Below are 26,137 nucleotides of genomic sequence, written 5' to 3' on the forward strand. Positions count from 1 at the left end.
ACGGGTTACATGTGCTGACAGAATATTTAAGCTTACACGTGTACACTGGAATCATTCTCAGTTAACCTGAGTGCGGCATTTTTGTGCAGTCATTGTGCTCAGTGGATGAGATAACTATTAATATTCAGGATAATCAGTATTGAAGAATAAATCAGTAACACCGACGGCTCCGGTCACTTGTGCAGTTGCCACCACGCCGGCTTATCCATGGGCAGAGGAAATCGCCAATAGCATCAGCCACGGTATTGGCGTGGTCTTTGGCATTATTGGCTTGGTTTTGCTCTTGGTACAGGCAGTCGATAGCGGGGCTGATACCAAGGCGCTGACCAGCTATAGCCTGTATGGCGGCAGTATCATTTTGCTGTTTCTGGCATCAACCTTGTATCACGCTATTCCACACCGCAAGGCGAAACTCTGGCTACAAAAGTTTGACCATTGCGCCATTTATATTCTGATCGCTGGCACCTATACGCCTTTTCTCTTGGTGGGCTTAGACTCCCCCTTGGCACGAGGTTTGATGGCGGTGATCTGGGGGCTAGCGCTGGTTGGGGTGATATTTAAACTGGCTTTCGCTCACCGTTTTGAAGTGCTCTCGTTGGTGACTTACCTGACGATGGGCTGGTTATCCCTAATTGTGATCTATCAGTTGGCAGTCAAACTTGAAATTGGCGGGTTGGCTCTACTGGCGATAGGCGGTTTGCTCTATACGCTAGGGGTGATTTTCTATGCTTCTAAACGTATTCGCTTTGGTCATGCTATTTGGCATGGTTTTGTCCTGGGCGGGAGTGTTTGCCATTTTATGGCGATTTATCTGTATGTCTGAAATAGCCTTCGTCCTTGAATTCACAGGGGTGTTAGCTGCGCTCACTTACCCGAATCACTTACTTGAGTAAGCTCATCGGGATAAGTTCGCTGGCTGCCTACCTGTGACTCCAATGACTTTGGCTATAGTTTGATGCTTGAATTCACAGGGGTGTTAGCTGCGCTCACTTACCCGAATCACTTACTTGAGTAAGCTCATCGGGATAAGTTCGCTGGCTGCCTACCTGTGACTCCAATGACTTTGGCTATAGTTTGATGCTTGAATTCACAGGGGTGTTAGCTGCGCTCACTTACCCGAATCACTTACTTGAGTAAGCTCATCGGGATAAGTTCACTGGCTGCCTACCTGTGACTCCAATGACTTTGGCTATAGTTTGATGCTTGAATTCACAGGGGTGTTAGCTGCGCTCACTTACCCGAATCACTTACTTGAGTAAGCTCATCGGGATAAGTTCACTGGCTGCCTACCTGTGACTTCAATGACTTTGGCTATACTTTGATGCTTGAAGTCACAGGGGGGGGTATTCGGAGGCCGAATAATCAGCCTCTTGGTGTTTAATCCAACGATTACTTATCTTCCACCAGCGAATAAGGCAGTGGCTGAATACTGAGCACACTTTCTACATCATCGCGCACTCGCAGCACACTGTCTGATGCCAGATCGTTATTCAATACCGCTTGAACCCACACCGTACCATTACTGAGCTGAATAGCAGCCAGTACAGTACCGGTGCGACGCCAATTCTCACCTAATTGCCACTCTAAATCTTCGCCCGCTGCCGGTACACGGTTAGCATTACCCGCTAACCAATAGAGCGCGCGCTTATTGGCACCACGGAATTTTGCTCTGGCGACCATCTCCTGCCCGGTATAACAGCCTTTGCTGAAACTGATGCCATTCAACGCCTGAATGTTTGTTGCTTGCGGAATAAATTGCGCACTGGTATCGGTATCAATAATGGGGAAGCCGGCTTCGATATCCAGAGCCAGCCACTGTTTGCTATTGTTCAGCTGTGCGCTGTCAGCCAGTTTTTCCACTATTTGTTGTGCTTGCTCACTGTCTGTCACCAACAGGAACCGCTCGGCTGGCAATGATAGATGCAGCAACGTACTATTGCCCTGCTGTATGACCGGATGTTCGGCATTGGGTAATTCGCTGAAGATTTGCGCTAATGCGGCTTGTGCCTGAGCACCCGCCACACCTAACAAAACCGCATCAGGCTGCGCGGCAATCGCCACTTTAGAAAACACCGCATATTTCTTTAGTTCGCTCAATTGGTTATCAAGCACACTACGGCGCTCGATATATGCCAAACCTTCCCCACGATAAAATAACCGCAGGTTGCTCCACATCTTGCCTTTGGCATCGCAATGAGCACAAAGCACATGTTGATCAGTGGGCAGGGCATCAATATCCGCCGTGACTTGCCCTTGCAGATACTTGACCCGGTCAGCGCCGGTTAACGTGACCAGCGCCCAGTCATCAAGTGAAATCAAGGTTAATGGCAGCTCGGAAGAGGCGAGCAGTGGTCGAGCAGCAAATGGAGTGTTATAGGCCATGGTTTACCTGCATATCAAAAAGGTGCTGTGACTGATGCCTCAATGGTAAAATAGCCGGGTAGCTTTGCAAGCAGTTATTCCACCGATTTACCATTATTATCCCAATATCTAAATTCGCCATTATCTGAGGTACAATAGTCTTATACACCGAATTGGGCGGCTGCCGGGTTCGGACAATATCCTTCATTGAGGAGTCAATCAGGACATGGAAATCGATAATAAAGCCCGTATTCACTGGGCGTGCCGTCGGGGTATGCGGGAACTGGATATCTCTATCATGCCATTTTTCGAATATGAATATGATGGTTTGAGTGACAATGAGAAGCAGGCATTTATCCGTTTACTTGAGTGCGATGACCCAGACTTATTTAATTGGTTGATGAATCACGGGGAGCCGCAGGATAGCGAGCTGCGTCAAATGGTCAAATTGATTCAAGCACGAAATAAAGCCCGTGGCCCAGTGGCGATGTGACCTGCGGGTATCCTGGCACACTCAACTCTTCTCTTTATTGGCGCATGGCGTCTTAGTCATACTGACATTAGTCGCGCCTTGGCCTCAGGGCTATACCGCACTTTGGTTGGTATTACTGACGTTGGTGGTGTTTGAGTGTATCCGCAGCCAGAAAAATATTACGTCCTGTCAGGGCGAGATCCGGCTGAAACCCGGCAATGTGGTGCTATGGAAAAGGCATGAATGGATTGTCATTAAACAGCCATGGATTACCCGTTATGGCGCATTATTAAGTTTGCAACAGACGGGGAGTCGCTCGGCCCGCAAACGTTTATGGCTGGCGGCTGACAGTATGTCGGAAGAAGAGTGGCGGCAACTGTGTGTGCTGCTGCGTCATGCCTTTGGCTCTGATGAGGAGGGCAGTTAATGAAGCCCTTAATCTGGTTAGTAGAAGATGAGCCGAGCATCGCCGACACGCTGATTTATACCTTAGAAAGCGAAGGTTTTACCCTCCGGTGGTTTGACCGGGGGGAACCTGCTCTTGCCGCGCTGGCCAATGGCCCGCCAGCTTTGGCAATAGTGGATGTGGGCTTGCCAGACATCAATGGTTTTGATCTGTGCCGCCGCTTATTGGCGCAGGTTCCAGAGTTGCCGGTGGTCTTTTTGACTGCCCGCAGCGAAGAGCTGGACCGAATTATCGGTCTGGAAATTGGCGCTGACGACTATATTGCAAAGCCTTTCTCTCCACGTGAAGTGAGTGCCAGAGTGCGCACAGTATTACGCCGCTTACAAAAATCACAAACCGTGGCGGCATCTACTGCTTTACATCAATTTGGTCATTTCACTCTCGATGAAGCCGGGGCGCGAGTCACTTATCATCAGCAGGTTTTATGGCTAACCCGCTATGAATATCTACTGTTGAAAACCTTATTACTGGCACCGGAGCGCGTATTCTCACGTCAGCAGCTAATGGATATTGTCTGGGCGCAGGCGGAAGAGAGCCAAGACCGCACAGTTGATACTCACATCAAAACTCTGCGCTCAAAACTGCGCACTACCTTTGATGAAGAGTCTCCCATCCGCACACATCGCGGGCTGGGCTACAGCCTGACATACCGAATATGAGCAACAATAGATGAAAATAGGCGTGCGCTTATTGCTGGGTTATTTTCTGATAGTCGCCATCGCGGGTTACTTTGTCATTCGTATTTTCGTGCAAGAGGTAAAGCCCGGAGTGCGGCGCGCCACTGAGGGTACGCTGGTTGATACGGCCACTTTGCTGGCCCAGTTTGCTCGCCAAGATATGTTGCAAGATAAGGTAGCGGGCGGTCAGTTAGCTCAAGCCTTTGCATCACTGAATCTGCGGCCCATCGGCGCGAATATTGAAGGTATCCGCAAGGATCGCAATGAATATCGTGTTTATCTAACCGATGCTGATGGGCGAGTGATTTTTGATTCATCGGGCAAAGCGGTGGGGCAGGATTATTCACGTTGGAATGACGTGTGGCTGACCCTGCGGGGTGAGTATGGTGCTCGCAGTAGCCGCACAGATCCCCATGATGAGCAAAGCTCTGTTATGTATGTGGCAGCTCCGGTTATGGTGGAGAATAGAATTATTGGCGTGCTCAGTGTCGGTAAACCCAATATTTCGATGGCACCGGTAATAAAACGCAGTGAACGTAAAATCTTGTTGGCGGGTGGGGTGTTACTGGGAATAGCCCTGCTGATCGGTTTAGGATTTGTGTGGTGGATTAACCGGGCTATCGGCAAGCTGGTCGATTATGCCGAACGAGTCTCTGAAGGGCAGGTTGTGGCATTGCCAGCCATGGGGAGCAGCGAATTGAATGATTTGGCCCGTGCATTGGAAAGCATGCGCCTTAAATTAGACGGCAAAGCTTACATTGAGCAATATGTTCACACCCTGACCCACGAATTAAAAAGCCCGTTGGCGGCCATTACCGGCGCGGCGGAGCTATTACGAGAATCCCCACCACCGGCTACAGCCCAGCGTTTTCTGCTGAATATTGAACAGCAAAGTGCGCGCATCAAACAGTTGGTGGATAAAATGCTAATACAGGCTCGGCTAGAGAGCCGGGTTGATTTGCAGCTTTCTCCCCTAGAGATAAGCAGCATAGTGAAACAAGCCATTAGCGCCAAAGAAGCTCAAGCTGCCAGCCGGGGAGTCCATTTACAGCTAATTTGTGCCGATAGCGCAGTATTAACCGGCGATGGGTTATTACTTAGCCAGGCGCTGACCAATCTGATTGATAATGCACTGGATTTCACAGCCGCTGATGGCGAGGTGACGGTGAGTGGTCAGCGGCAAGCTGATAAGTATCAAATAACAGTTGCAGACAATGGCAGTGGCATTCCTGATTATGCGCAAGAGAAGATTTTTGACCGTTTTTATTCATTACCGCGCGCCAATAGCCCAAAAAGTACCGGTTTGGGGCTGAATTTTGTGCGTGAGGTCGCGGCTATTCACCAAGGGAATATTTCCCTTGAAAACCGCCCGCCGCATGGGGTTCGCGCTTGTTTGACACTGCCGTTAGATATTACCTGATCCACCGACTTCACTTTCACTTCACATAACCTCATTCTCCTTTCACTTCACTCTCTTAAGCTGCTCTCCTGACCTTAAAAGGAGTGAAAATCATGTTCAAATCCGTACTGTTTTGGAAAATAGCCACGCTGCTAGGATTAATTCTTTTGATGATGATTCCAAAAGAAATGTTGTTGAATGTTATTAATGAACGCAGTGGTTACCGGGAGAGTGTGATCGATAAAGTGAGCGACAGTACCAGTCGTGCACAAAAGATCCTTGGCCCGTTAATTGTGGTGCCATACAGCGAATGGGTTGAAACTGAAGTGGATGGCAAGAAACAGGGGCAGCGGGTCAGCCGCCATCGCTACTTACTGCCTGAGGTTATGACGATAACTGGCGCACCTAATGTTGAAGTTCGCCAATTGGGTATTTATAAAGCTCAGGTATATCAAGGAGAACTCTACTTCCACGGGCAATTTGAATCCTCTTCGCTGAATGATTTAGATCGTAAAGGAATTATTATTGGCACACCATCACTGGTACTGGCGTTGAGTGACTCACGCGGGATCCAGCAGATTTCGCCCCTAAGCTTGGGAAGCTCAAAAATTAATTTCGAACCTGGCGCTTTCTTGGGGCGCTCAGGGCAGGGAGTCCATGCACCGCTAACATTGGCGCAGGTTCAGCAGGGTAAATTCAATATTGATTTTAAACTGACATTGACGGGCACCAATAGTCTATCCGTCATCCCGGTAGGGCGAAGCAGCGAACTGACTTTACAAAGCAACTGGCCGCATCCTAATTTTGTCGGTGAGTTTTTACCCCTGCAGCGCAAGGTTGATGAAAATGGCTTCCGTGCACATTGGAGCAGCAACTGGCTGGCTAACAGCATGAATATTCACTTCGCCAGTGACAGTGTGAATTTTAATTTTGACCAGCTACCGGCTTTCACCACCAGCTTGATTGAACCCGTTGATCACTACCAGTTAACCGAACGGGCAATTAAATATGCCATTCTGTTTATCGGCCTGACTTTCTTTAGCTTCTTCCTATTTGAGAGCTTAACGTCACTGCGCGTGCATCCGATCCAGTATCTGTTGGTCGGTGCGGCATTGGTGCTGTTCTATCTGATGTTACTGGCATTTTCGGAGCATCTTGGTTTTACCCTCGCGTATCTTATCGCCAGCTTGAGTTGTAGCCTGCTGATTGCTGTTTATCTGAGTGCAGTACTGGGGGGATGGTTACGCGGGGCGTTATTTGCGGGTGGCTTGTTACTGTTGTACGGCGTTTTGTTTGGCCTGCTGCAATCAGAGGACAATGCACTGTTATTAGGGGCTAGTTTACTGTTTATTATTCTGGCCGCGGTCATGTTACTAACCAGACGACTGGATTGGTATCAGGTGGCAGATCCACAGCGTTTTACCGTGCCAAAAAATACGGAATCCACTGAGATTGAAGCTAAAGCTAAAGAGATGGCGATCGATGCGGCACCAGCCGGAGGCGGCTCACAAGATTCATTCCGCTTATGGAAATAAACCTAAATTATCATTAATGAAAACGGGCACCCCAAGTGCCCGTTTATGTGACTAAAGCAGAGCATCCATCTCCAGCAAAATTTGCTCACACCACTGTTCGATGCGCTCTTCACTTAAATCATATTGATTGACTTCATCCAATGCCAGGCCAACAAAGTGTTTACCATCAGCGCTGAGTGGTTTTGGGCTGGTAAACTCAAACCCGTCGATAGGCCAAAAACCAATAAATTTGACCCCTAATGGCGCAATATGGTCATGCAACATACCAAGCGCATCGAGGAACCATTCGCTATAACCGAATTGATCACCCATGCCATACATGGCAACAATCTTTCCCTTGAGATTAAGTTGTGTTAGCTGTGGCCAAATAGCTTCCCAGTCTTCCTGTAACTCACCGAAATCCCAAGTAGGAATACCCAGAATTAGAATGGAGTACTCTTCCATCAAGTGGGGGCTGGCATCTTTTACATTATGTAAATCAACCAAATCTTCACCGAGAATATCGCGGATTTTTTCTGCCACCATTTCGGTATAACAGGTGCTGGAGCCGTAAAAGAGACCAATCTTCATGATGTATAGCCATAGCATTACTAATAAGGAATAGCATCGAGTGTACCAGATTTGTCTCGCCATCAGGCATAATGGCTACTGAGTTCAATCAAAGAGAGAAACAGTCATGCAACAGCAAAATAACCCGCTGATTGAACAGTTTCTTGATGCCCTGTGGCTGGAACGGAATCTGGCGGAGAATACACTGGCCTCATATCGCTTGGATTTACATGCACTGAGTGGATGGTTAGAACACCACGGTAGTGATTTATTGCGCGCCGGTTCGCAGGACTTGCAGTCCTTTCTTGCCGAGCGTATTGAGGGCGGTTATAAAGCCACCAGTTCAGCTCGCTTACTTAGTGCTATGCGGCGGTTATTTCAATATTTATACCGTGAAAAATTACGTGAAGATGACCCAACGGCGCTGCTTTCATCGCCCAAATTACCGCAGCGCCTGCCGAAAGATTTAAGTGAGGCACAGGTTGATGCGTTGCTTAATTCGCCCAATGTTGATATCCCGCTGGAGTTGCGTGATAAAGCCATGTTGGAGGTGCTCTATGCCACGGGTTTACGGGTGTCGGAGTTGGTTGGGCTGACCATCAGTGATGTCAGTCTACGCCAAGGAGTGGTGCGGGTTATTGGTAAAGGGAACAAAGAACGGTTGGTGCCCTTGGGAGAAGAGGCAGTGTACTGGATTGAAAATTACATGGAGCACGGGCGTCCATGGCTTATCAATGGTCAGTCACTGGATGTACTGTTCCCCAGCAACCGTAGCCAACAAATGACCCGACAGACTTTCTGGCATCGAATCAAACACTATGCGATCCTTGCCGGTATTGATAGTGAACGGCTTTCACCCCACGTATTACGGCATGCTTTTGCCACGCATCTGTTGAACCACGGTGCGGACCTACGTGTGGTACAAATGTTACTGGGCCACAGCGACCTGTCGACGACCCAGATTTATACCCATGTAGCGACTGAACGCTTGAAGCAGCTACATCAACAGCATCATCCGCGCGCATAATAGCGACGTAGAAAGAGATAGGATTTATAAATGAAAAAAAGTTTATTGCTGCTGCCGATATTAATCGCTGCATTCACCGGGCTGGCTCATGCTGATGATGCCGCTATCCAACAAACGTTGAAAAAATTAGACATTCAGCAAGCTGATATCCAGCCATCGCCAATCCCCGGATTGAGCACGGTGATGACAGAAAGTGGAGTACTTTATATCTCAGCCGACGGTAAACATCTGTTGCAAGGGCCGCTATATGACGTCAGCGGCAACCAGCCAGTGAATGTGACCAATCAGATGCTGGTGAAAAAGTTGGAAGCATTAAGTGGCGAAATGATTGTGTATAAAGCACCGCAGGAAAAACACGTCGTTACCGTATTTACCGATATTACTTGTGGCTATTGCCATAAATTGCACGAGCAAATGAAAGACTATAATGCGCTGGGTATTACCGTGCGCTATCTGGCGTTCCCGCGTCAGGGCTTAAGTTCTCAGGCAGAAAAAGACATGCGCTCTATCTGGTGCATGGCTGACCGCAACAAAGCTTTCGACGATGCGATGAAAGGCGTCGATATCTCTCCGGCAACCTGTAAAACCGATATCAGCAAGCATTACCAGCTAGGTGTGCAGTTTGGTATTCAGGGGACACCTGCCATTGTGCTGCAAGACGGCACTATCGTTCCTGGGTATTTGAAGCCAGAAGAAATGCTACAGATGCTGAATAAGCATCAGGCCTCAGTAAAAGCGGCGGGTTAATCTTCCGTGACATTGAAAACTCAACTTCGCCGTCGTGAGCCGGTGGACGATAGCCATTTGCCTGCGCAGTTACACCCATTATTGCGCCGTCTTTATGCCAGCCGAGGTGTAAAAAATGCCGAGGAGCTGGAGCGCGGCGTAAAAGGTTTGTTGGCCTGGCAGCAACTCGACGGCATTGATGCCGGAGTCACGTTGTTGCAACAAGCATTGGCCGACCGGCGGCGTATCGTGATTGTCGGTGACTTTGATGCGGATGGCGCAACCAGCACCGCGCTGGCCGTGCTCGCGTTACGCAGCATGGGCGGCAGTAATATTGATTATCTGGTGCCAAATCGTTTTGAAGATGGCTATGGGCTTAGCCCTGAAGTTGTCGAACAAGTTGCGGCACGCGGCGCGGAGCTGATCGTCACTGTCGATAACGGCATTTCTTCCCATGCGGGAGTGGACTTGGCGCATGCCAAGGGTATCCAAGTCTTGGTTACCGACCACCATCTGCCGGGTGAAACCTTGCCAGCTGCAGAAGCCATCATTAACCCGAATTTGGTTGGATGTGATTTTCTCTCTAAATCACTGGCCGGAGTGGGGGTTACTTTTTATCTAATGCTGGCATTACGCGCCCGTCTTAGGGATTGCGGCTGGTTTGATCAGCGTACTTTGGCTGTACCCAATTTGGCTGAGCTACTGGATTTAGTGGCGCTGGGTACTGTGGCGGATGTCGTGCCGCTGGATGCCAATAATCGGATCTTGGTGCATCAGGGGCTCAGTCGTATTCGTGCAGGGAAATGCCGCCCCGGTATTCGTGCATTACTGGAAGTCGCCAACCGCGACGCGCGCCAATTGGCGGCGAATGACCTCGGTTTCTCCCTCGGCCCTCGGCTTAATGCAGCCGGGCGTCTGGACGATATGTCCATCGGTGTTGCACTGCTGCTTAGTGACGATATTGCTCAGGCAAGGGCGCTGGCAATCGATCTAGATGCGCTAAATCAGACACGCCGTGAGATAGAGCAGGGAATGCAGGTTGAAGCTTTGCAACTGTGTGACCAACTGGAACGTACCAGCACTGAATTACCTTACGGCATTGCGATGTACCACCCGGAATGGCATCAGGGGGTCGTGGGGATTTTAGCCTCGCGGATTAAAGAGCGTTTTCACCGGCCAGTCATTGCCTTTGCTCCTGCGGGCGACGGTTTACTGAAAGGCTCGGGGCGTAGTGTCGCGGGTTTACATATGCGCGATGCTCTTGAGCGTTTAGATACCTTAAACCCTGGGTTGATGCTGAAATTTGGCGGCCATGCCATGGCGGCAGGGTTATCGCTGGAGCAGGATAAGTTCGAGGAGTTTCGCCAGCGTTTTGCAGATTTAGTTGGTGAATGGATGGATGCCTCGCAGCTAGAAGGCATTATCTGGTCAGATGGTGAATTGAAGGGCAACGAGTTATCACTGGAAACCGCAGAGTTACTGCGCGATGGCGGCCCGTGGGGGCAATCTTTCCCTGAACCGACATTTGATGGCAAATTCCGCATTTTGCAGCAACGGCTGGTGGGGGAACGCCATCTGAAACTGATGGTCGAGCCATTGAATGGCGGTCCTTTACTGGATGGTATTGCCTTTAATATCGATACCACTTTATGGCCCGACAGCAGTGTGCGTGAAGTTAAGCTGGCCTATAAGCTCGATATTAATGAGTATCGTGGCAATCGCAGTGTTCAGTTATTAATTCAGCACTTGTGGCCTTATTAATCAGTCACTCGAGTGATAAATCTAGCGCAGGCAGGTTTGAACCCGGCTGATTGTGGCCTCAAAGGGGCAAGGTCCATGGAGGGGCCGAGCCAATAAGCGCTACTTACACTGCTGTAACGCTAGGTAAGCAGGATAAGGCGCTACAAATATAGTCAACGTGCTATAAACCGTCGTTGAGATCCGTTAGAATTACCGGTTCTAATGACATTCCGTCATCTACGACTCAACGTAAGACTTTAAACCATGTTTGAAATAAACCCGGTAAAAAACCGAATTCAGGACCTGTCTGATCGGACAGATGTTCTCAGGGGGTATCTTTGACTATGATGCCAAGAAAGAGCGACTGGAAGAAGTAAACGCCGAGCTGGAACAGCCCGACGTCTGGAATGAACCTGAGCGCGCCCAAGCGCTGGGTAAAGAGCGTTCCGCGCTGGAAGAAATTGTCACCACTATTGATCAACTGGATCAAGGTATGGAAGACGTTTCCGGTTTGTTGGAATTAGCCATTGAAGCTGACGACGAAGAGACTTTTAACGAAGCTGTTGCTGAGTTAGATATTCTTGATGGCAAGCTGGGCCAGCTCGAGTTCCGCCGCATGTTCTCTGGTGAATACGACAGCGCTAACTGCTATCTGGACCTGCAAGCCGGTTCCGGTGGGACAGAAGCTCAGGACTGGGCCAGCATGCTGCTGCGTATGTACCTGCGCTGGGCTGAAGCCAAGGGTTTCAAAACTGAAATCATTGAAGAATCTGATGGTGATGTTGCTGGCCTTAAGTCTGCCACCATTAAGATCATCGGCGATTACGCATTTGGCTGGTTACGTACTGAAACTGGCGTACATCGCCTGGTACGTAAAAGCCCATTTGACTCTGGTGGCCGTCGTCACACCTCTTTCAGTTCTGCTTTTGTCTACCCAGAAGTTGATGACGACATTGATATCGAAATCAACCCGGCGGACCTGCGTATTGACGTATACCGTGCATCTGGTGCGGGTGGTCAGCACGTTAACAAAACGGAATCTGCGGTACGTATTACCCATATTCCTACCAATATCGTGACTCAGTGCCAGAATGACCGTTCACAGCATAAAAACAAAGATCAAGCGATGAAACAGCTGAAAGCGAAGCTGTATGAGTTTGAGATGCAAAAGAAAAATGCTGATAAACAGGTTCTGGAAGATAACAAGTCCGACATTGGTTGGGGTAGCCAGATCCGTTCTTATGTTCTGGATGACTCCCGTATCAAAGATTTGCGTACTGGTGTGGAAACACGTAACACGCAAGCGGTACTGGATGGCGATCTGGACAAATTCATTGAAGCAAGTTTGAAAGCCGGGCTATGAGGAACTGAGATGTCAGAGCAAAAACCACAAGTCGCTGAGCAAGCGCAAGAGCTCAATAGTGAGTTACAAGCTCGTCGGGAGAAACTGGCTGCATTGCGGGAGAAGGGAATTGCTTTCCCTAATGATTTCCGCCGTGAGCATCTTTCTGACCAGTTGCATGCTGAGTACGACAGCAAAGAGAATGAAGAATTAGAAGCGCTGGATATCGAAGTGACTGTGGCTGGCCGTATGATGACCCGTCGTATCATGGGTAAAGCTTCATTTGTGACACTGCAAGATGTCGGCGGCAAAATCCAGCTGTACGTTTCCCGTGATGATCTGCCGGAAGGCGTTTATAACGAAGAATTCAAAAAGTGGGATCTGGGCGATATCCTGGGTGCGCGCGGTAAGTTGTTTAAGACTAAAACCGGCGAGTTGTCTATCCACTGTAGCGAGCTGCGTTTGCTGACCAAAGCATTGCGCCCACTGCCGGATAAATTCCACGGTCTGGCTGATCAGGAAACGCGCTATCGCCAACGTTATCTGGATCTGATCGCTAACGATGAGTCTCGCCATACATTCAAAGTTCGCTCACAAGTGATGTCAGGTATCCGTAGTTTCATGGTGGAAAAAGGCTTCATGGAAGTCGAAACTCCAATGATGCAAGTGATCCCTGGTGGTGCTTCTGCGCGCCCGTTTGTGACTCATCACAATGCACTGGATATCGATATGTATCTGCGTATCGCGCCAGAACTGTATCTGAAACGCCTGGTTGTCGGCGGTTTTGAACGGGTGTTCGAAATCAACCGTAACTTCCGTAATGAAGGTGTTTCACCGCGCCATAACCCAGAGTTCACCATGATGGAACTCTATATGGCCTATGCGGATTACAAAGACTTGATCGTGCTGACCGAAGAGCTGTTCCGTACACTGACAGAAACCATATTGGGTAGCAGTGTGGTGCAGTATGGTGAGCAGACCTTTGATTTTGGTAAGCCTTTTGCCAAGTTGACGATGAAAGAAGCCATTTGCAAATATCGTCCTGAAACCAATGTGGCTGATTTAGACGATATGGACAAAGCTGTGGCTATTGCTGAGTCATTGGGTATCAAAGTAGAGAAGAGCTGGGGCTTAGGCCGCATTCAATGCGAGATCTTTGAAGAGACCGCAGAGAGCCACCTGATCCAGCCAACCTTCATTACTGAATACCCGGCAGAGGTTTCTCCGCTGGCACGTCGTAATGATGATAATCCGTTTATCACTGACCGCTTCGAGTTCTTCATTGGTGGCCGCGAGATTGGTAACGGCTTTTCTGAGCTGAATGATGCTGAAGATCAGGCACAACGTTTTGCTGATCAAGTTAGCGCCAAAGAAGCGGGTGATGACGAAGCGATGTTCTATGATGAAGACTATGTCACTGCTCTGGAACATGGTTTGCCGCCAACAGCGGGTCTGGGCATTGGCATTGACCGTATGGTGATGCTGTTTACCAACAGCCACACCATCCGTGATGTTATCTTGTTCCCGGCGATGCGCCCGGTAAAATAAGAGAATCCGGTTAACGGTAAATCCATTAGGGCGCTACGGCGCCCTTTTTACTGAGCAAAATATTTCCATAAAAACAGCCGCTGTTAGGCTTAATTTAATCTAATCGCTTAAAATACCGGCGCTTAGGCTATATCTTCGCTTGCCCACGTCAAAGAACCGGTTATAATGCAAACCGCACACCGAAGCGGGTGTAGTTCAATGGTAGAACGAGAGCTTCCCAAGCTCTATACGAGGGTTCGATTCCCTTCACCCGCTCCAATCTAACGTCTCGCAGTATCTCCCGAAGTCCATCAAACCCAGTAAATCCGCACTTCTCAGGCTAATCTAGTTATTCCTATATACCTGTTCGTCTATTGAAATCTACTTTGTTGTCTTTTGATGATTAGCGCCTTGGTGAGCACAGGGCAATTAACATGCCGATCAGTGCGGCACCGGTCAGTAGTTGGAATACTATGGACCAGTCGCCCAGATCTGGCTGGGTGCCGAGCAGTACAGTTATTGCGGCCAGTGCCATTGCGCCTGCAGTATATTGGCTGGTAATCATCACTGCACTTGCGCGGCCTTGCTGCTGTGTGGGAACGGACGCCAGCCCCACAGCGAACATTGCCGGGTAAATTAGCCCGTGACCTATACCGCTCAGCACGATCCCAAATATAAATAACGGAGAAAGTGGTGTGGTTAGAGCGGCGGCCAACAGCCCTAGTCCGAGAGCCGCGCTAGCGAACCCGGCGGCCAGCACTTGTGAACTGGCATATCGTGCTGTTAGCCGAGTATAAAGCGCATTCCCTACCACAATGAGTAGGGCCAATGGTGTGAATAGCAACCCGGTAGTTACGGCATCTTGCTGCCAAGTTTGTTGCCACAACAGCGTCATGGCGTAAAACTGGCTGCCGACGCTGGCCATATAGCAGGCACTGCTGAGCCAGCCGCTTTGTAGGCCAGGTAGTGCCCGCAGTGAATGTGATAGCAAAGGACGTGGTGCATAACGCTCATGCAAAATAAATAACAGTATCGCCGCCGCAGCTAGTCGGTTGGCGATAAAATCAGCCTCACCGCTTTCGGCATAGCGCATTAGCGCCCAGACCAGCGCACCCGCCGCCGCACTACCAACCAATGCCCCGATACCAATGCCCTGCGCCTCGCTTTGTGGTCGCAGTATGGGAAAGTCGCGTCTGACCAGCCATAGCGCGAGTAGCCCTAATGGTAGATTAAGGAAAAAGATGGTCCGCCAGTTGAGTGCCGTGAGCACGCCACCCAATATTGCCCCCGCCACCAGCCCCAGTGCACCAATGGCGCTCCAGATTGCTAGCGCGCGTCGGTGGGCTTCGCCGTGAAAACGCTGTGCCATCAATGCCAGAACTGCCGGTTGCAATAGTGCCGCAGCAATCCCTTGTCCGCCGCGGGCGATCAGCAGCAGAGAGCCATCTTGTGCCAGTCCACCTAGCACCGACGCCAGTAAAAACAACGTCATACCGATACTGAAGATGCGCCGTGCGCCGACGCGATCACACAGACTGCCGCCGAGTAACAGCAAAGCGGCAAATGTCAGGCCATAGAGTGAAACCACCCACTGCATCTCACTGAGCGAAAGCCCCAGTTGCTGCGCCAGTGTTGGCAGTGCTACATAAACTATGGCGTAATCCAGCGCAATCAAAGCTTGGGCGATACCGGGAGCCAGCAGTGTCAGGTGGCGTGTAGGTGATGAAGTTTTTATCGCAGTAAATTGAGTCATCGGGCTTCCTGTTAGCCTGATTATGATGAATAATCATCATGAACAGTTTGTGAATGCCAACAGGCTACGCCCTATTAACCGGTTGAATCAAAGTCATACTTTTCAGCCATTGATGAGTTAAATTCATCCATGAAATCACGCCGTCTGCCGCCGCTCTCTGCAATCCGTGTTTTTGATGCTGTGGCTCGTCACGCCAGCTTTAAATATGCGGCGGAGGAGATTGGTGTGACATCAACCGCCATTAGCCATCAAATCCGTGTACTGGAAGAGGTGTTAAATCAGCGCCTGTTTACCCGCTCGGCACGCGCCGTCACTCTAACACCTGCCGGTGATATTCTCTTTCGAGCTTCCGAGAACATGTTTGCCACCTTGCGTGAAGCGCTTGATACCATTGGCAATGCAGCACAGCCGGAGGTGCTGACTCTCAGTACCACGTCTAACTTCCTAACCAATTGGTTGGTACCCCGTTTGCCAGCGCTGCATAACCAGCATCCGCAGTTGGAGTTGCGTTTACACAGCAGCACTGAGCTGGTCGATGTGCGCAGCGCAATGGCTGATTGCGCTATTCGCTACGGCATGCAATCTGACGAGACACTCGATAACACATTGCTATATCGTGATCGCTTCGTGTTAGTCGCCAGTCCACAGTTAAAACTATCTTGCCCAGAGGATTTGCTTGGGTTGACCCTGTTTCACATTGAAAACCGCCACGTACCGACGCCAGAACCGGACTGGTGGCATTGGCGAGAGACTTTTGGTCCGGCAGAGTTAGCGGTGCAGTCGGGGATTCGCTTTGATGATGAGACACACGCCATTCAGGCCGCTATCGCGGGGCAGGGAGTGCTACTGGCCAGTGAATTGTTAATTCATCACGCACTGGCGCAGCGCTTGCTGCATATAGCGCTACCGGGGATATTGCCCGGCGGTAATTACTACTTTGTGACTAGCCGTGAAAAAGCCGAACGTGAAGATGTGCAGCAGTTCAAACAATGGTTGCTGCAAGCATTTGATACTACGAAACAATAGCGATGTACCACGGGTTGTGGGTTAACTCGATTTTTTGATAGGAAGCTAATATTCTGATTTATATTAGCTTCCTGATGTTGAAGATACTTATGCCGCTCGATTTACGTCTAATGATCGAGATAGAGATAATGTGTCCAACTGGTCATCCGCAGCAGAACTTTGCGCATTACCGAAACATGGGTGAAATGGTCGGAGTAAACGGCTACCTGAGCAAAAATACCATCAGGTAATGCGTCAATTTCACTGTTCGGTGTCAGCTCAATAATTACCATCACGCCATCAGTGCCGGGCATAATATTCAGTGATTGTAGTGCTCCCTGAGCTTGATATGAGCCGCCAGGTACCACGGGGACAATGGTTGTCAGCTTGCCAGAAAAGACCTCCCCGGGTAGGGCATTGAAAACCACTTCAGCTTCATCACCGGCTTTGAGTCGCAGCAGTGAATTTTGTCTAAACTGGGCGATAATCTGGCGTTTCTGTTCAGGAATAAAAACCATCACCGGGCGCAATGGTAGAGCTGCGGCGTAAGTTCCGGGGCGGATCAATACCTGAGTAACATAGCCGTTGCTTGGGGCGCGCACGACGGTTTGGTCAAGATTATATTCTGCTTCGGTTAACTGAGCTCTGAGGCTAACAATTTGAGATTGTTCTCCATTTAGCACGCTATCTACCTGGCTTTTAATTTGTGCCTGTTCGGCGACGGATGCTTTCACTAATGCATCCTGCGCCAAATAGTTCTGCCGGGCGTTATCAATATCACTTTCAGAGAAGGGATTTACTTGCGCTCTACTCCCTTTTAGATAGCGCTGGTAGTCTTTGGATAATCTGTCACGTTCTGCGCTGAGATGAGATGTATTGGCGATGGCTTCGTCTAATTGCCCTTTAAGTGCCTGAGCATTATGAACGGCAGTGACCAGATCGGCCTGTAATCTATCAACTCGGGCTTGATAACGGATAGGATCGATTTTAAAAAGGATGTCACCTTTTTTCATTAATGAATTTTGCTTATTTGTTACTTCAGTGACAATACCGGTGACCTGAGGTGTTATTGGAATAGAAATAACTGCTTTTTGTGCCAGAAAAGTATAAGGATGGTTGTAGTTCATTAATAATATAAGTGCGCCGACTAAAACAACACCGCCTAATGCCGCAGTGGGTACCGTCCATTTATTTACCGGTATTTTAAATATCTTAAATACCCCCCATGCAAACGCGACGTACGTCAGGATAATGAGCAAATCCATGATGTTACTCCAATGGCGGGATGGTGGTACTGTTCTGTTTTTGCTCCAGTTCTGTCACGCGTTGCTGCAATTGTGTAAACGCAGCCTCCTGATTTTGCATGCCCCAGCCGTGTTCCTCGCGGTACAAGGTGGCCCATATCCATAAGAATGGCCAGATAACATGAAGAGTAAACAAGCTTACCCAACCGGCGACGTGGATAGCATCGGCATGGGGATGATTACGGGCTTTGGCGATTAAATAAGGAATATCATGAAGAATAATGATTCCATAGAAGATAACGAGAGCGACGACAATAAGTACACCCAGTGCAAAATAATTTAGAAACATAAATGCCTCTACTTAAGAGAGTGGTGCTCATTGATAAAGATAGACGCTAATTATTCTTGCTGTAATAATACTTGTGCAACTTATACAGAATAGTTGCAATTTTGAGTGGATTTTGTTGGTAAGCTTTTGTGTAAATAGAAATAGAGTGAATTCAAGGTAATTAACTGTATTCTGTTCTCATGCCAAATATTTATCGGTATTCCTATGTTGATAGCTTACTTAGATGCATTAAATATTTTGAGTACGCCGGTTTGGGTCGTGTTGCCCAAAAATCAGGAAATACTCTTTGCCAACAAGGAAGCCCGGAAAATTGCAGGCAATTGTCCATTGTCACTCATGCGCAATGGGCGGTTTTCAGCACATGCGCAGCAGCAGCTAAGTGCTTATCTCCCCGCATTAGCCGACGATGACCAAATTGTGGAGATTTGGACTGTTCAGACAGGAAAAAATACCTTTCCCTTGAGTTGCCAGCTTTCCCTCACTCAGCTAGAACCTTACGGCGATGTGATTGTTTTTGAAGGGCTCTATATTTCAGACACTGTACTGACTCAGCCCAATGTCGGGCAGCTATATTCAAAACCTTATTCCCGTGATGTGCAGGGTTTTTACCAGCAATTTTTCAGTACCAATACTGCTCCAATGCTCCTTATTGATCCCTCAAGGGAGGGGCAAATTGTTGATGCTAACCAGGCGGCGACACGTTTCTATGGTTATTCTCGCGATGAGATGTGCATGAAGCACACCTGGGAAATTAACATCATGGGGAAGGATGTTTTACCTGTCATGAATGAGGTTGCCAAATTACCCGGCGGCCATAAACCGCTTAATTTTATTCATAAATTAGCTGATGGGGAGACGCGCCACGTCCAAACCTATGCCGGGCCGGTAGAGTTGGATGGTATCCGATTGATGCTGTGTATTATTCACGATATCACTGAACAAAAACGTCTTGAACAAGCCTTGGAACATGCTGCTTTACGCGACCCGTTGACAGATTTAGGCAATCGGCGTCAGTTCTTTCCTTTGGTCGAACATGCTCATGCCCAGAGCCAACGTTATGGTCAGAACTTTAGTTTGATTTTATTGGATGTAGACCATTTCAAATCGATTAATGACCAGCTTGGGCATCATAAGGGTGATGAGGTATTGATTCTATTAGCCAGAACCCTAGAGTCTATCATTCGTGAATGCGACATTGTTTTCCGCTGGGGAGGTGAGGAGTTTGTCATTCTTCTGCCGTTAACTGATCTGAATGGAGCATTACAGGTGGCTGAATCTATTAGAGAAACTATTCAGATGATCTGCCAACCTAATCTGCCGCAACTCACGGTAAGTTTGGGGGTTGCGCAGCATCAAGTTGGTGAGGATACCGATAGTTTATTCAAACGCATGGATGAGGCTCTTTACCGCGCCAAAGCATCGGGCCGCAACAGAGTGCTGGCGGCCTAGATTGAGTCAACGTGAGGTATTACAGCGGCAAATGATCCAGTGGTTTTACCTCACGCAGCACAAAGGTTGTTTGCATCTCTTTAATCCCTGAGAGTCGGCGAATCACCGACATCGCGAAGGTCGAGAAGCTGTCGAGATCTTCCGCGACCACTTGCAGCAAAAAGTCAGCATCTCCCGCCACGGCATAGCAAGCAATCACCGGTTTTAATGCGCCAACCTGCATTTCAAACAGCTTTGATTCCTCTTCACTGTGGCTATCAATTTTCACCCGAATAAAAGCCAAAATGCCTAACCCAATCTTGCGCCGATCAATATTGGCCTGATAGCCAGTGATAATGCCACTTTCTTCAAGTTGCTTTACCCGCCGCCAGCACGGGGAGGTGGCCATGCCCACTTTATCGGCCAGCTCTTGGTTGGTCATGCGACCTGAGTGTTGTAATTGCTTTAAGATTTTTATATCTGCCGCAGTTATTAATGATGATGGCATTTTCTACCTTTTTATTATTTAAATGAGGTATAGGTTACCAATATTAGCTGAATGAAGGTGATAAAAGAAAGCACTTACCCGCTGAGGAGGGATATTCTATTTTGTACACATTAGCGGCAAAAGGGCACTGGCTGTGGCAGAACAAATGCGGATCGCGATTATTGTTAACCCCGAACTTTCTGTTGGCTTAATTGCCAATACCACCGGCGCAGTAGGGATTGGTTTAGCAGCAAAATTCCCACAACTGGCGGGTATGACGTTATCCGATTCGGTGGGGAAGGAAATTGATGTCAGTTCAAAATTGCCAGTACCTATTTTACAGGCGAATGCTTCACAGATGAGGGAGGTGCTGCTGAAAGCATTGCTGCTCACCGATGAGCGGGCGATAGTCCCTTTCCCTGCATTTGCGCGCTCAATGCATAGTTTTCAGGATTATGCAGCGGCTTTCCCACTACGTTCTCTTATTGATGAGCAGTTAGATGGCTTGGGATTGGTTGGGCCGGAGAAATGGGTGCGTTCATTAACGGGCTCACTAAAACTGCTGCGTTAGCGCGTTGAATTGATGCCTTCTTGAATGCAAAAATAAGCGGGCTCTGATAGGGAGCCCGCAGCGTTTACTGGTTAAGCCAACAGGCTCAGTTGCAGTTTGTGGCCCGCCACACCATTGATGTATAACTCACGATGTTCATTTTCTGGTAGTTTCACCGTCAATTCTTGCCATGCCGGTTGGTAACTCCCGGTACGATTAAAGGTGATATCAATACGGTGGTTATCGGTCGTGACCTGCCAACTTAGCCATAATGCATGGCCTTGTTGCCAGCGGTGGCTTTCGCCATCGTCTTCAAACAACATCCCAGTGGATTGCCCGCCGCCTTTTGTTGGGTAAAGTGCTAACTCACGCTGAGAGTCCTGTTCAGCATTCACAAAAGCGATGCGCCGTGATAGCGGCAGCGCGGCACCGGCCCGCACCAACAGAGGCAAGCGCTCGAGTGGCGCATCTAACACCACAGTTTGCCCGCCGCTGTACCACTGCCCAGTATGGAAACAGTACCAACCGACATTATTATCCGGTAAATAAACCTGACGCTGACGTTGTGCCGGTTCAACCACACTGGCGACCAGTAAGTCACGACCTAGCATAAAGTCGTCATTTTCTTTAAATGTGCAGCTATCATGCTCATGATCGAGGAAAGTTGGGCGCAACATCGGCTCGTCGTCATGGGTAGCTTGCCACTGCAACGTGTAGAAGTAAGGCAATAACCGATAACGTAGCGCCATGGCCTCGCGGATCATTGGTGTGGCGGCTGGATACATCCAGGGTTCGTTGACGGTGTTGTCGTCATTCCATGAGTGAATAGTAAACCGTGGATGCATAACGCCGTTTTGTACCCAGCGGATAAATAGTTCGGCTTCAGGTTTATCACCAGAAAAACCGCCGACATCATGGCCAAGGTTGTACAAGCCAGACAAGCTCATGCCCAGCCCCATGCGGATATTGTAGCGCAGTGTTTGCCAGCTGGTGCGGTTGTCACCACTCCAGGTCTGGGCGTAGCGCTGCATCCCGGCACAACCAGAGCGTGATATCAGATACGGACGTATATCTGGCGCGAATGCTTGTTGAGCTTCCATTGAGGCCCGCATCATCAGCAATGGCATCACCGGCCTGATGTGTTTGATAGCTATAGATTCACCAAATCCATTGCAGCGCGCTTCGCCGTCCCACACTTCGTATTCGTTATTATCATTCCAGGTTGAGCCAATCCCCATTTCCAATAGCTGTTTGGTGACATTCTCTTGCCACCAATCGACGGTTGCCGGGTTCGTAAAATCAAGGTGTGAACCTTCGTCATCCCAAAATGAAGAGCGCTCAGGCAGCCCGGTTTCGCCGTCGCGAATAAATAACCCGCGCTCGGCAACATGCTGATACTGCGGGTGATCCTGCAACAGGCAAGGTTTGATATTCGCCGCCAGTTTGATCCCCGCTTGCAAGAATGCCTGACTCATCACCTGCGGCTGTGGCACTTTGTCGTAGTTCCAATTAAAGACATAGCGCTTGTTTTTGATGGAGGTATAGCCAGACGAAAGCTGGAAAGAGTCGCAGGGAATATCATGCTGCTGGCATAAGGTAATGAATTTTTGTAGCTGCACCTGTGCATCGGGGGCATCGGTGTAATGCATGGTAGAGCCGCTATAACCCAAGCTCCATTTAGGGCCAAACTGTGTTTTACCGGTCAGACGAACAAAAGCTTTGGTCACATCCAACACTTTGGGGCCGAGGAACATATAGTAGTCAAGGTCACCGGCTTCGGCCTGATAGCGGCGATAAGCCAGATGATAATTATCAATCTCGTTCCCCAGATCCAGCCAGCAACTGCTTAAGTTGTCATAAAACAGGCCAAAACTGACATCATCACGGCGGGTGATGGTAAAAGGAATATGTTTATACAGCGGGTCAGTGCTGGCGGCATTGTAGCCCATGGCATCTAAATTGCGCATCTCAAAGCGGCGGCCCGCGCGGTTGAGATCCCCGGCTTTTTCCCCCAAGCCATAATATTGCTCATTAGGATAGCGGCGCTGATAGTGAGCAATCGCTTCGCCTTGCGGGCTGAGTAGATAAGCGCTAGTAGGACGATCTGCGGCCAGTGGCTGCCATTCACCCTGCGGGTTTTTATATTCCCACTCCAGATAGAGCGGCTGGTGAATAGTGACTCGTAAGCAATCCGTGGTCACTATCAATTGCTGTTGGCGCTGCTCTAACTGATAACCCGGTACAGAGAAGCCCTCCAGACTCAGGCGGTCACGCCCAGACCAAGGCACATCGCCTTGTGGCGCAATGCTCCAGGTGCGATTCAGTGCCAGCTCACCATTGCGTTTAATTAGCACCCGACAAAGGTTTGGCTCTAATACATACAGACAAAAACTATGTCGGCCATCGGCCAGCAATTCCAGATGGTCGGGATATTCATTTACTAACTGCCAGTTTTTTAATGTTTTCATCACAGCTCATCTTTTTTTCTGGCAACAGCGCGAGTGGTGCGCTGTTGCTGGGTTAATAGCATCAGGCAGCCGACTGTTTCTTATTACGGAACTCAGCAAACAAGGCAATCAGGAACACGGCACCAATCAAATCGAAGAAGCCCATGGCGATAAACAGTGGGTTAAAGCCAATGGTGTCGGAGACCGCGCCGATCAATAAGGTAAACAGGAAACTGGCGATCCAGGCAGAGGAACCGCGCAGTCCGTTGACGGTTGCTACTTGGTTTTTATCAAAAGATTCAACCACTAATGCGCTAAGCATGCAGGAGATAACCTGATGCCCGAAGCCACCAACGGAGATCAACGCAATCGCCAGATAAGGGTCTTTGGTGATAGCCACGAAGGCCAGTGAAACCATCATGAAAGCGCCGGTGACGGAGCTGGCAACCACTGAGTTGACGCGGCTGCAACCAAACCATTTTTGATAGAGCTTGGTTAAGTAGCCACTGGCAACACTACCAATATCCGCCGCCAGGAAGGGCAGCCAGGCAAACATAGCGATCTGTTTCAGATCCATGCCACGTTCGGTCGCCAGATAAAGAGGAACCCAGAAGCTAAACACTGCCCATGCCGGTTCTGCCAGGAATGCCGGGATAGCGATGCCGTAGAATTTCTTATTTTTGCTGAGAATAGCCAGTGATTTAAGGAATGGCAGCCGTGGCAGCACTGGCTCATTGTCCTGATGAATCAGTTCAAATTCTTCTTTGCTCAGATTGGGATGTGTATCGGGTGAATGATAAAAACGCCACCATAGCAATACCCAAATCATGGCTAAGGCACCGGAGAATAAGAATGCGCCTTGCCAGCCGAGAGCCACATGGGCCAATACGATAATTGGCGGTGCCAACATTGCGCCAATAGAGAAGCCAACTCCTGCCCAGCCAGCAGCAATAGGGCGCTCTTTTTTCGGGAACCAGTCAGAAATTGCTTTGGCGTTGGCTGGTGTTGCGGCGGCTTCAGCACTGCCCATGAAGAAACGCAGCACCGCCAATTGGAACCATGTCCCCGCGCCGGCATGCATCATACACACCACCGCCCAGACACTGGCACAAATCAGGAACCCCATCTTTAAACCGATGACGTCGATTAGCCAGCCACAAAGCGGTTGGAACACGGTATAGGCCAGCTGGAATGATGCCACAATCCATGAATATTGCTCTGTGGTCATATTCAGACTGGTTTTTAGTTCTGGGGCGAGGATACCCAGAGAGTTACGGGTAATATAGTTAACCGTGACCCCAAGTAGAAATAGCGCCAGCATCCACCAGCGTAATGATTTTATTTTCCGCCGCCCAACAACTTTAGCAGATTGATTAATCTCAACACTCATCCCAGCCTCCTGGCGTTAGTCAGCAGTAAATTAACCGGACCAACTTATTGTTTTGGTATGATCCATTTTCGGTTATTAAGATTACGCTGAGTTTTATTGTGACTTTGTTCACATTAAACCGTAGCGATAAAACATACTTAATTGATATTGTTAGTATTTTTATATTTAATCAAAATTAACCGGACTGATAAGTTTTTAAAATTGGTTTACCAAAACAAGGTAACTAGCTTAAATTGGCTTTAATACGCGTTTTTTTGAAAGAATTTTCATAAGCTGAGTAATATTTCAGCATTTATATTAAGTAAGTCCCTAAATAAGCTATTTTCTGGCTATGAAAATTTTTTCATTTGCTAATTTGAGAGAGATCACAAAATGAATGGAAAGCTAAAAATACAAGAAATAGCTAATCAGACGGGCCTTTCAATTAGCACGGTATCCAGAGTATTAGCCGGTAAAGCCAACACCAGCGCGAAGGCAAAACAGCAGGTTATGGCTTATGCCCAGTCCCAGGGCATTTTGCAGAATTTATCCAGTGGGCGGCTCATGCTCAATAACATCATGGTGTTTGCGCCGCACCGGGCGTTTGATGTGCGGACTGATATTTTTTACTACAAAGTTATTCAGGGAATAACTGAAGCGGTCAGTCAACATGAAGTGATGGTTCGCTACTGCGGATTATCTGAGACTCACAGTGATATCTCGCTGTTTCTGGAAAAAATAACCAACCCGCAGACGGAAGCGGCAATCATCATTGGTATTGATGACCCACGTATCCATACATTGGCGGCTGGGGTGCATAAGCCGTCAGTGTTAATCAACTGCCGCGACAAAGAGATGTCATTGGATAGCGTCTCTCCTGACCATCAGCTGATTGGAGAATTTTCTGCCAACTACCTGATACAGCAGGGGCATCGGCGTATTCTAACATTGCAGTGTTTGCGGCGTAACACCATGGAGCTGCGGCTGGTGGGGATCAAAGAAGCTTTTGCCAGCAATAATATGAGTTTTGATGATAACCAACATCTGGTCACTACCCATGGTTTTGGTGCAGAAGAAGCGGAACAGGCGATAACCGCCTATATCATGGCCTGTGAGGATAAAAACCAACTTCCTACAGCCATTTTAGCCGGCGGGGACTATATGGCTGTTGGCGCGGTTAATGCACTGAATAAGTTGAAAATTAGCGTGCCAGATAGCATCTCAGTGATGAGTATGGATGGTTTTAATTTGGCGCAAATCCATGATGTTCCACTGACGGCGGTGCATGTCCCTCGTGATGAGTTGGGAGCCGAAGCTATCCAGTTGTTACAGCGGCGTTTATTGCGCCCGGATGCCCCTTTCAGTAATACCCTGTTGCAAGGCAAGCTGGTGGTGCGCTCCTCGGTGAAGCAGGTTAATCAGAAGAGAATGATGCCGGCGGTCAATAAACCCAGCGACCAGTTATATGATTAACATCAGTGATTCAGCTGCATCTGCGGCGGTAACATTAAATGAGCAGGGTAAGCTATAGTTTAGGGTCATGGGTTCCCGTATAGAGATATGCATTGATGGGTTTTATATAAGCCAGATGGCGTGTTTGTCATTTTTCAAACTGCAGGTGTATTGGCAGTGCTCAATCTTGCCGCCTCCCTGCACCTTGAAATCTATTGTGTATAACACATTG

General features: G+C 48.8%; 23 protein-coding genes and 1 tRNA gene. 16 read left to right on the top strand and 8 right to left on the bottom strand.

Going from position 1 to position 26,137, the window contains the following annotated elements:
• Positions 1–139 precede the first annotated feature (139 nt).
• Positions 140–823, top strand: a complete 684-nt coding sequence (trhA, locus tag N0H69_RS07370; protein WP_050109862.1) for a PAQR family membrane homeostasis protein TrhA — start codon at positions 140–142, stop codon at positions 821–823.
• Between the two features lie 566 nt (positions 824–1,389).
• Here the strand turns inward: trhA and ygfZ are convergent.
• Complete coding sequence (ygfZ, locus tag N0H69_RS07375; RefSeq protein ID WP_050152274.1) at positions 1,390–2,382, bottom strand: tRNA-modifying protein YgfZ; 993 nt, start codon at positions 2,380–2,382, stop codon at positions 1,390–1,392.
• A gap of 205 nt (positions 2,383–2,587) precedes the next feature.
• On the opposite strand from ygfZ, the gene sdhE reads away from it, so the two are divergent.
• The 5 genes from sdhE (at position 2,588) to creD (ending at position 6,910) form a co-directional block, all read left to right on the top strand.
• A complete protein-coding gene (gene sdhE / locus N0H69_RS07380; protein ID WP_050109860.1) occupies positions 2,588–2,854 on the top strand; it encodes an FAD assembly factor SdhE in 267 nt (88 codons plus the stop codon).
• Positions 2,835–3,260 carry a protein YgfX gene (locus tag N0H69_RS07385; RefSeq protein ID WP_050109859.1) on the top strand — a complete coding sequence of 142 codons (426 nt, stop codon included), beginning with the start codon at positions 2,835–2,837 and terminating at the stop codon, positions 3,258–3,260. Before sdhE ends, N0H69_RS07385 begins: the two co-directional genes overlap by 20 nt.
• Positions 3,260–3,958, top strand: coding sequence for a two-component system response regulator CreB (gene creB, locus N0H69_RS07390; protein WP_050109858.1), 699 nt, complete (start codon positions 3,260–3,262; stop codon positions 3,956–3,958). The genes N0H69_RS07385 and creB overlap by 1 nt, the downstream gene beginning before the upstream one ends.
• A 10-nt stretch (positions 3,959–3,968) precedes the next feature.
• Complete coding sequence (creC, locus tag N0H69_RS07395; RefSeq protein WP_050152273.1) at positions 3,969–5,396, top strand: two-component system sensor histidine kinase CreC; 1,428 nt, start codon at positions 3,969–3,971, stop codon at positions 5,394–5,396.
• A gap of 92 nt (positions 5,397–5,488) precedes the next feature.
• A complete protein-coding gene (gene creD, locus N0H69_RS07400; protein WP_050109856.1) occupies positions 5,489–6,910 on the top strand; it encodes a cell envelope integrity protein CreD in 1,422 nt (473 codons plus the stop codon).
• 51 nt (positions 6,911–6,961) lie between these two features.
• Here the strand turns inward: creD and fldB are convergent, their stop codons facing one another.
• Entirely contained in the window at positions 6,962–7,480 is a 519-nt protein-coding gene (gene fldB, locus N0H69_RS07405) for a flavodoxin FldB (protein ID WP_050109855.1), read from the bottom strand.
• Positions 7,481–7,586: 106 nt separating this feature from the next.
• Between fldB and xerD the strand changes: the two genes are divergently transcribed.
• The 6 genes from xerD to N0H69_RS07435 all read left to right on the top strand — a co-directional run bounded on the left by xerD (position 7,587) and on the right by N0H69_RS07435 (position 14,100).
• Complete coding sequence (xerD, locus tag N0H69_RS07410; protein ID WP_004706788.1) at positions 7,587–8,486, top strand: site-specific tyrosine recombinase XerD; 900 nt, start codon at positions 7,587–7,589, stop codon at positions 8,484–8,486.
• 30 nt (positions 8,487–8,516) lie between these two features.
• On the top strand, positions 8,517–9,233 hold the full coding sequence (gene dsbC, locus N0H69_RS07415) for a bifunctional protein-disulfide isomerase/oxidoreductase DsbC (RefSeq protein ID WP_050109854.1): 717 nt from the start codon (positions 8,517–8,519) through the stop codon (positions 9,231–9,233).
• A 6-nt stretch (positions 9,234–9,239) separates the two neighbouring features.
• Complete coding sequence (recJ, locus tag N0H69_RS07420; RefSeq protein WP_050152272.1) at positions 9,240–10,973, top strand: single-stranded-DNA-specific exonuclease RecJ; 1,734 nt, start codon at positions 9,240–9,242, stop codon at positions 10,971–10,973.
• A gap of 243 nt (positions 10,974–11,216) precedes the next feature.
• Positions 11,217–12,315 (top strand): peptide chain release factor 2 gene (prfB, locus tag N0H69_RS07425; RefSeq protein WP_098906695.1). Its coding sequence is split into 2 segments (ribosomal slippage): positions 11,217–11,291 and positions 11,293–12,315, totalling 1,098 coding nucleotides; the frame shifts between segments, so codons are not numbered across the junction.
• A 9-nt stretch (positions 12,316–12,324) separates the two neighbouring features.
• Positions 12,325–13,842 carry a lysine--tRNA ligase gene (gene lysS, locus N0H69_RS07430; RefSeq protein WP_050109852.1) on the top strand — a complete coding sequence of 506 codons (1,518 nt, stop codon included), beginning with the start codon at positions 12,325–12,327 and terminating at the stop codon, positions 13,840–13,842.
• 184 nt (positions 13,843–14,026) lie between these two features.
• Positions 14,027–14,100: transfer RNA gene (locus tag N0H69_RS07435), tRNA-Gly, on the top strand.
• 124 nt (positions 14,101–14,224) lie between these two features.
• Here N0H69_RS07435 and N0H69_RS07440 read toward each other — a convergent pair.
• Complete coding sequence (locus N0H69_RS07440; RefSeq protein ID WP_050109851.1) at positions 14,225–15,574, bottom strand: MFS transporter; 1,350 nt, start codon at positions 15,572–15,574, stop codon at positions 14,225–14,227.
• 129 nt (positions 15,575–15,703) lie between these two features.
• Here N0H69_RS07440 and N0H69_RS07445 point away from each other — a divergent pair, with 129 nt between their 5' ends.
• Positions 15,704–16,600 (top strand): LysR substrate-binding domain-containing protein, encoded by an 897-nt coding sequence (locus N0H69_RS07445; protein WP_050152271.1) that lies wholly within the window; start codon positions 15,704–15,706, stop codon positions 16,598–16,600.
• A gap of 107 nt (positions 16,601–16,707) precedes the next feature.
• Here the strand turns inward: N0H69_RS07445 and N0H69_RS07450 are convergent, their stop codons facing one another.
• Positions 16,708–17,844, bottom strand: coding sequence for an HlyD family secretion protein (locus N0H69_RS07450; RefSeq protein ID WP_050109849.1), 1,137 nt, complete (start codon positions 17,842–17,844; stop codon positions 16,708–16,710).
• A 4-nt stretch (positions 17,845–17,848) separates the two neighbouring features.
• Positions 17,849–18,172, bottom strand: a complete 324-nt coding sequence (locus N0H69_RS07455; RefSeq protein WP_050109848.1) for a DUF3302 domain-containing protein — start codon at positions 18,170–18,172, stop codon at positions 17,849–17,851.
• Between the two features lie 204 nt (positions 18,173–18,376).
• On the opposite strand from N0H69_RS07455, the gene N0H69_RS07460 reads away from it, so the two are divergent.
• The gene (locus N0H69_RS07460) at positions 18,377–19,621 is read left to right on the top strand and encodes a sensor domain-containing diguanylate cyclase (RefSeq protein WP_050146590.1); all 1,245 of its coding nucleotides are present in this window, start codon (positions 18,377–18,379) and stop codon (positions 19,619–19,621) included.
• A gap of 19 nt (positions 19,622–19,640) precedes the next feature.
• Here N0H69_RS07460 and N0H69_RS07465 read toward each other — a convergent pair whose 3' ends face one another.
• Positions 19,641–20,108 carry an Lrp/AsnC family transcriptional regulator gene (locus N0H69_RS07465; protein ID WP_050109846.1) on the bottom strand — a complete coding sequence of 156 codons (468 nt, stop codon included), beginning with the start codon at positions 20,106–20,108 and terminating at the stop codon, positions 19,641–19,643.
• Between the two features lie 127 nt (positions 20,109–20,235).
• On the opposite strand from N0H69_RS07465, the gene N0H69_RS07470 reads away from it, so the two are divergent.
• Positions 20,236–20,658 (top strand): DUF2000 domain-containing protein, encoded by a 423-nt coding sequence (locus N0H69_RS07470; protein WP_172665480.1) that lies wholly within the window; start codon positions 20,236–20,238, stop codon positions 20,656–20,658.
• Between the two features lie 71 nt (positions 20,659–20,729).
• Here the strand turns inward: N0H69_RS07470 and N0H69_RS07475 are convergent, their stop codons facing one another.
• Entirely contained in the window at positions 20,730–23,105 is a 2,376-nt protein-coding gene (locus N0H69_RS07475) for a glycoside hydrolase family 31 protein (RefSeq protein WP_050152269.1), read from the bottom strand.
• Between the two features lie 61 nt (positions 23,106–23,166).
• The gene (locus tag N0H69_RS07480; protein ID WP_050109844.1) at positions 23,167–24,474 is read right to left on the bottom strand and encodes an MFS transporter; all 1,308 of its coding nucleotides are present in this window, start codon (positions 24,472–24,474) and stop codon (positions 23,167–23,169) included.
• A gap of 372 nt (positions 24,475–24,846) precedes the next feature.
• Here N0H69_RS07480 and N0H69_RS07485 point away from each other — a divergent pair, with 372 nt between their 5' ends.
• Positions 24,847–25,926 (top strand): LacI family DNA-binding transcriptional regulator, encoded by a 1,080-nt coding sequence (locus N0H69_RS07485; protein WP_050135896.1) that lies wholly within the window; start codon positions 24,847–24,849, stop codon positions 25,924–25,926.
• The last annotated feature ends 211 nt before the right edge of the window (positions 25,927–26,137 follow it).

Origin of the sequence: Yersinia alsatica, assembly GCF_025133195.1 — a bacterium.
Taxonomy (GTDB): Bacteria; Pseudomonadota; Gammaproteobacteria; order Enterobacterales; family Enterobacteriaceae; genus Yersinia; species Yersinia alsatica.

Excerpts from the sequence above, each read along its gene's own strand:
- ygfZ (WP_050152274.1), bottom strand. The coding sequence starts at position 2,382 with ATGGCCTATAACACTCCATTTGCTGCTCGACCACTGCTCGCCTCTTCC.
- sdhE (WP_050109860.1), top strand. The coding sequence starts at position 2,588 with ATGGAAATCGATAATAAAGCCCGTATTCACTGGGCGTGCCGTCGGGGT.
- creB (WP_050109858.1), top strand. The coding sequence starts at position 3,260 with ATGAAGCCCTTAATCTGGTTAGTAGAAGATGAGCCGAGCATCGCCGAC.
- creC (WP_050152273.1), top strand. The coding sequence starts at position 3,969 with ATGAAAATAGGCGTGCGCTTATTGCTGGGTTATTTTCTGATAGTCGCC.
- creD (WP_050109856.1), top strand. The coding sequence starts at position 5,489 with ATGTTCAAATCCGTACTGTTTTGGAAAATAGCCACGCTGCTAGGATTA.
- fldB (WP_050109855.1), bottom strand. The coding sequence starts at position 7,480 with ATGAAGATTGGTCTCTTTTACGGCTCCAGCACCTGTTATACCGAAATG.
- xerD (WP_004706788.1), top strand. The coding sequence starts at position 7,587 with ATGCAACAGCAAAATAACCCGCTGATTGAACAGTTTCTTGATGCCCTG.
- dsbC (WP_050109854.1), top strand. The coding sequence starts at position 8,517 with ATGAAAAAAAGTTTATTGCTGCTGCCGATATTAATCGCTGCATTCACC.
- lysS (WP_050109852.1), top strand. The coding sequence starts at position 12,325 with ATGTCAGAGCAAAAACCACAAGTCGCTGAGCAAGCGCAAGAGCTCAAT.
- N0H69_RS07440 (WP_050109851.1), bottom strand. The coding sequence starts at position 15,574 with ATGACTCAATTTACTGCGATAAAAACTTCATCACCTACACGCCACCTG.
- N0H69_RS07445 (WP_050152271.1), top strand. The coding sequence starts at position 15,704 with ATGAAATCACGCCGTCTGCCGCCGCTCTCTGCAATCCGTGTTTTTGAT.
- N0H69_RS07450 (WP_050109849.1), bottom strand. The coding sequence starts at position 17,844 with ATGGATTTGCTCATTATCCTGACGTACGTCGCGTTTGCATGGGGGGTA.
- N0H69_RS07455 (WP_050109848.1), bottom strand. The coding sequence starts at position 18,172 with ATGTTTCTAAATTATTTTGCACTGGGTGTACTTATTGTCGTCGCTCTC.
- N0H69_RS07460 (WP_050146590.1), top strand. The coding sequence starts at position 18,377 with ATGTTGATAGCTTACTTAGATGCATTAAATATTTTGAGTACGCCGGTT.
- N0H69_RS07465 (WP_050109846.1), bottom strand. The coding sequence starts at position 20,108 with ATGCCATCATCATTAATAACTGCGGCAGATATAAAAATCTTAAAGCAA.
- N0H69_RS07475 (WP_050152269.1), bottom strand. The coding sequence starts at position 23,105 with ATGAAAACATTAAAAAACTGGCAGTTAGTAAATGAATATCCCGACCAT.
- N0H69_RS07480 (WP_050109844.1), bottom strand. The coding sequence starts at position 24,474 with ATGAGTGTTGAGATTAATCAATCTGCTAAAGTTGTTGGGCGGCGGAAA.
- N0H69_RS07485 (WP_050135896.1), top strand. The coding sequence starts at position 24,847 with ATGAATGGAAAGCTAAAAATACAAGAAATAGCTAATCAGACGGGCCTT.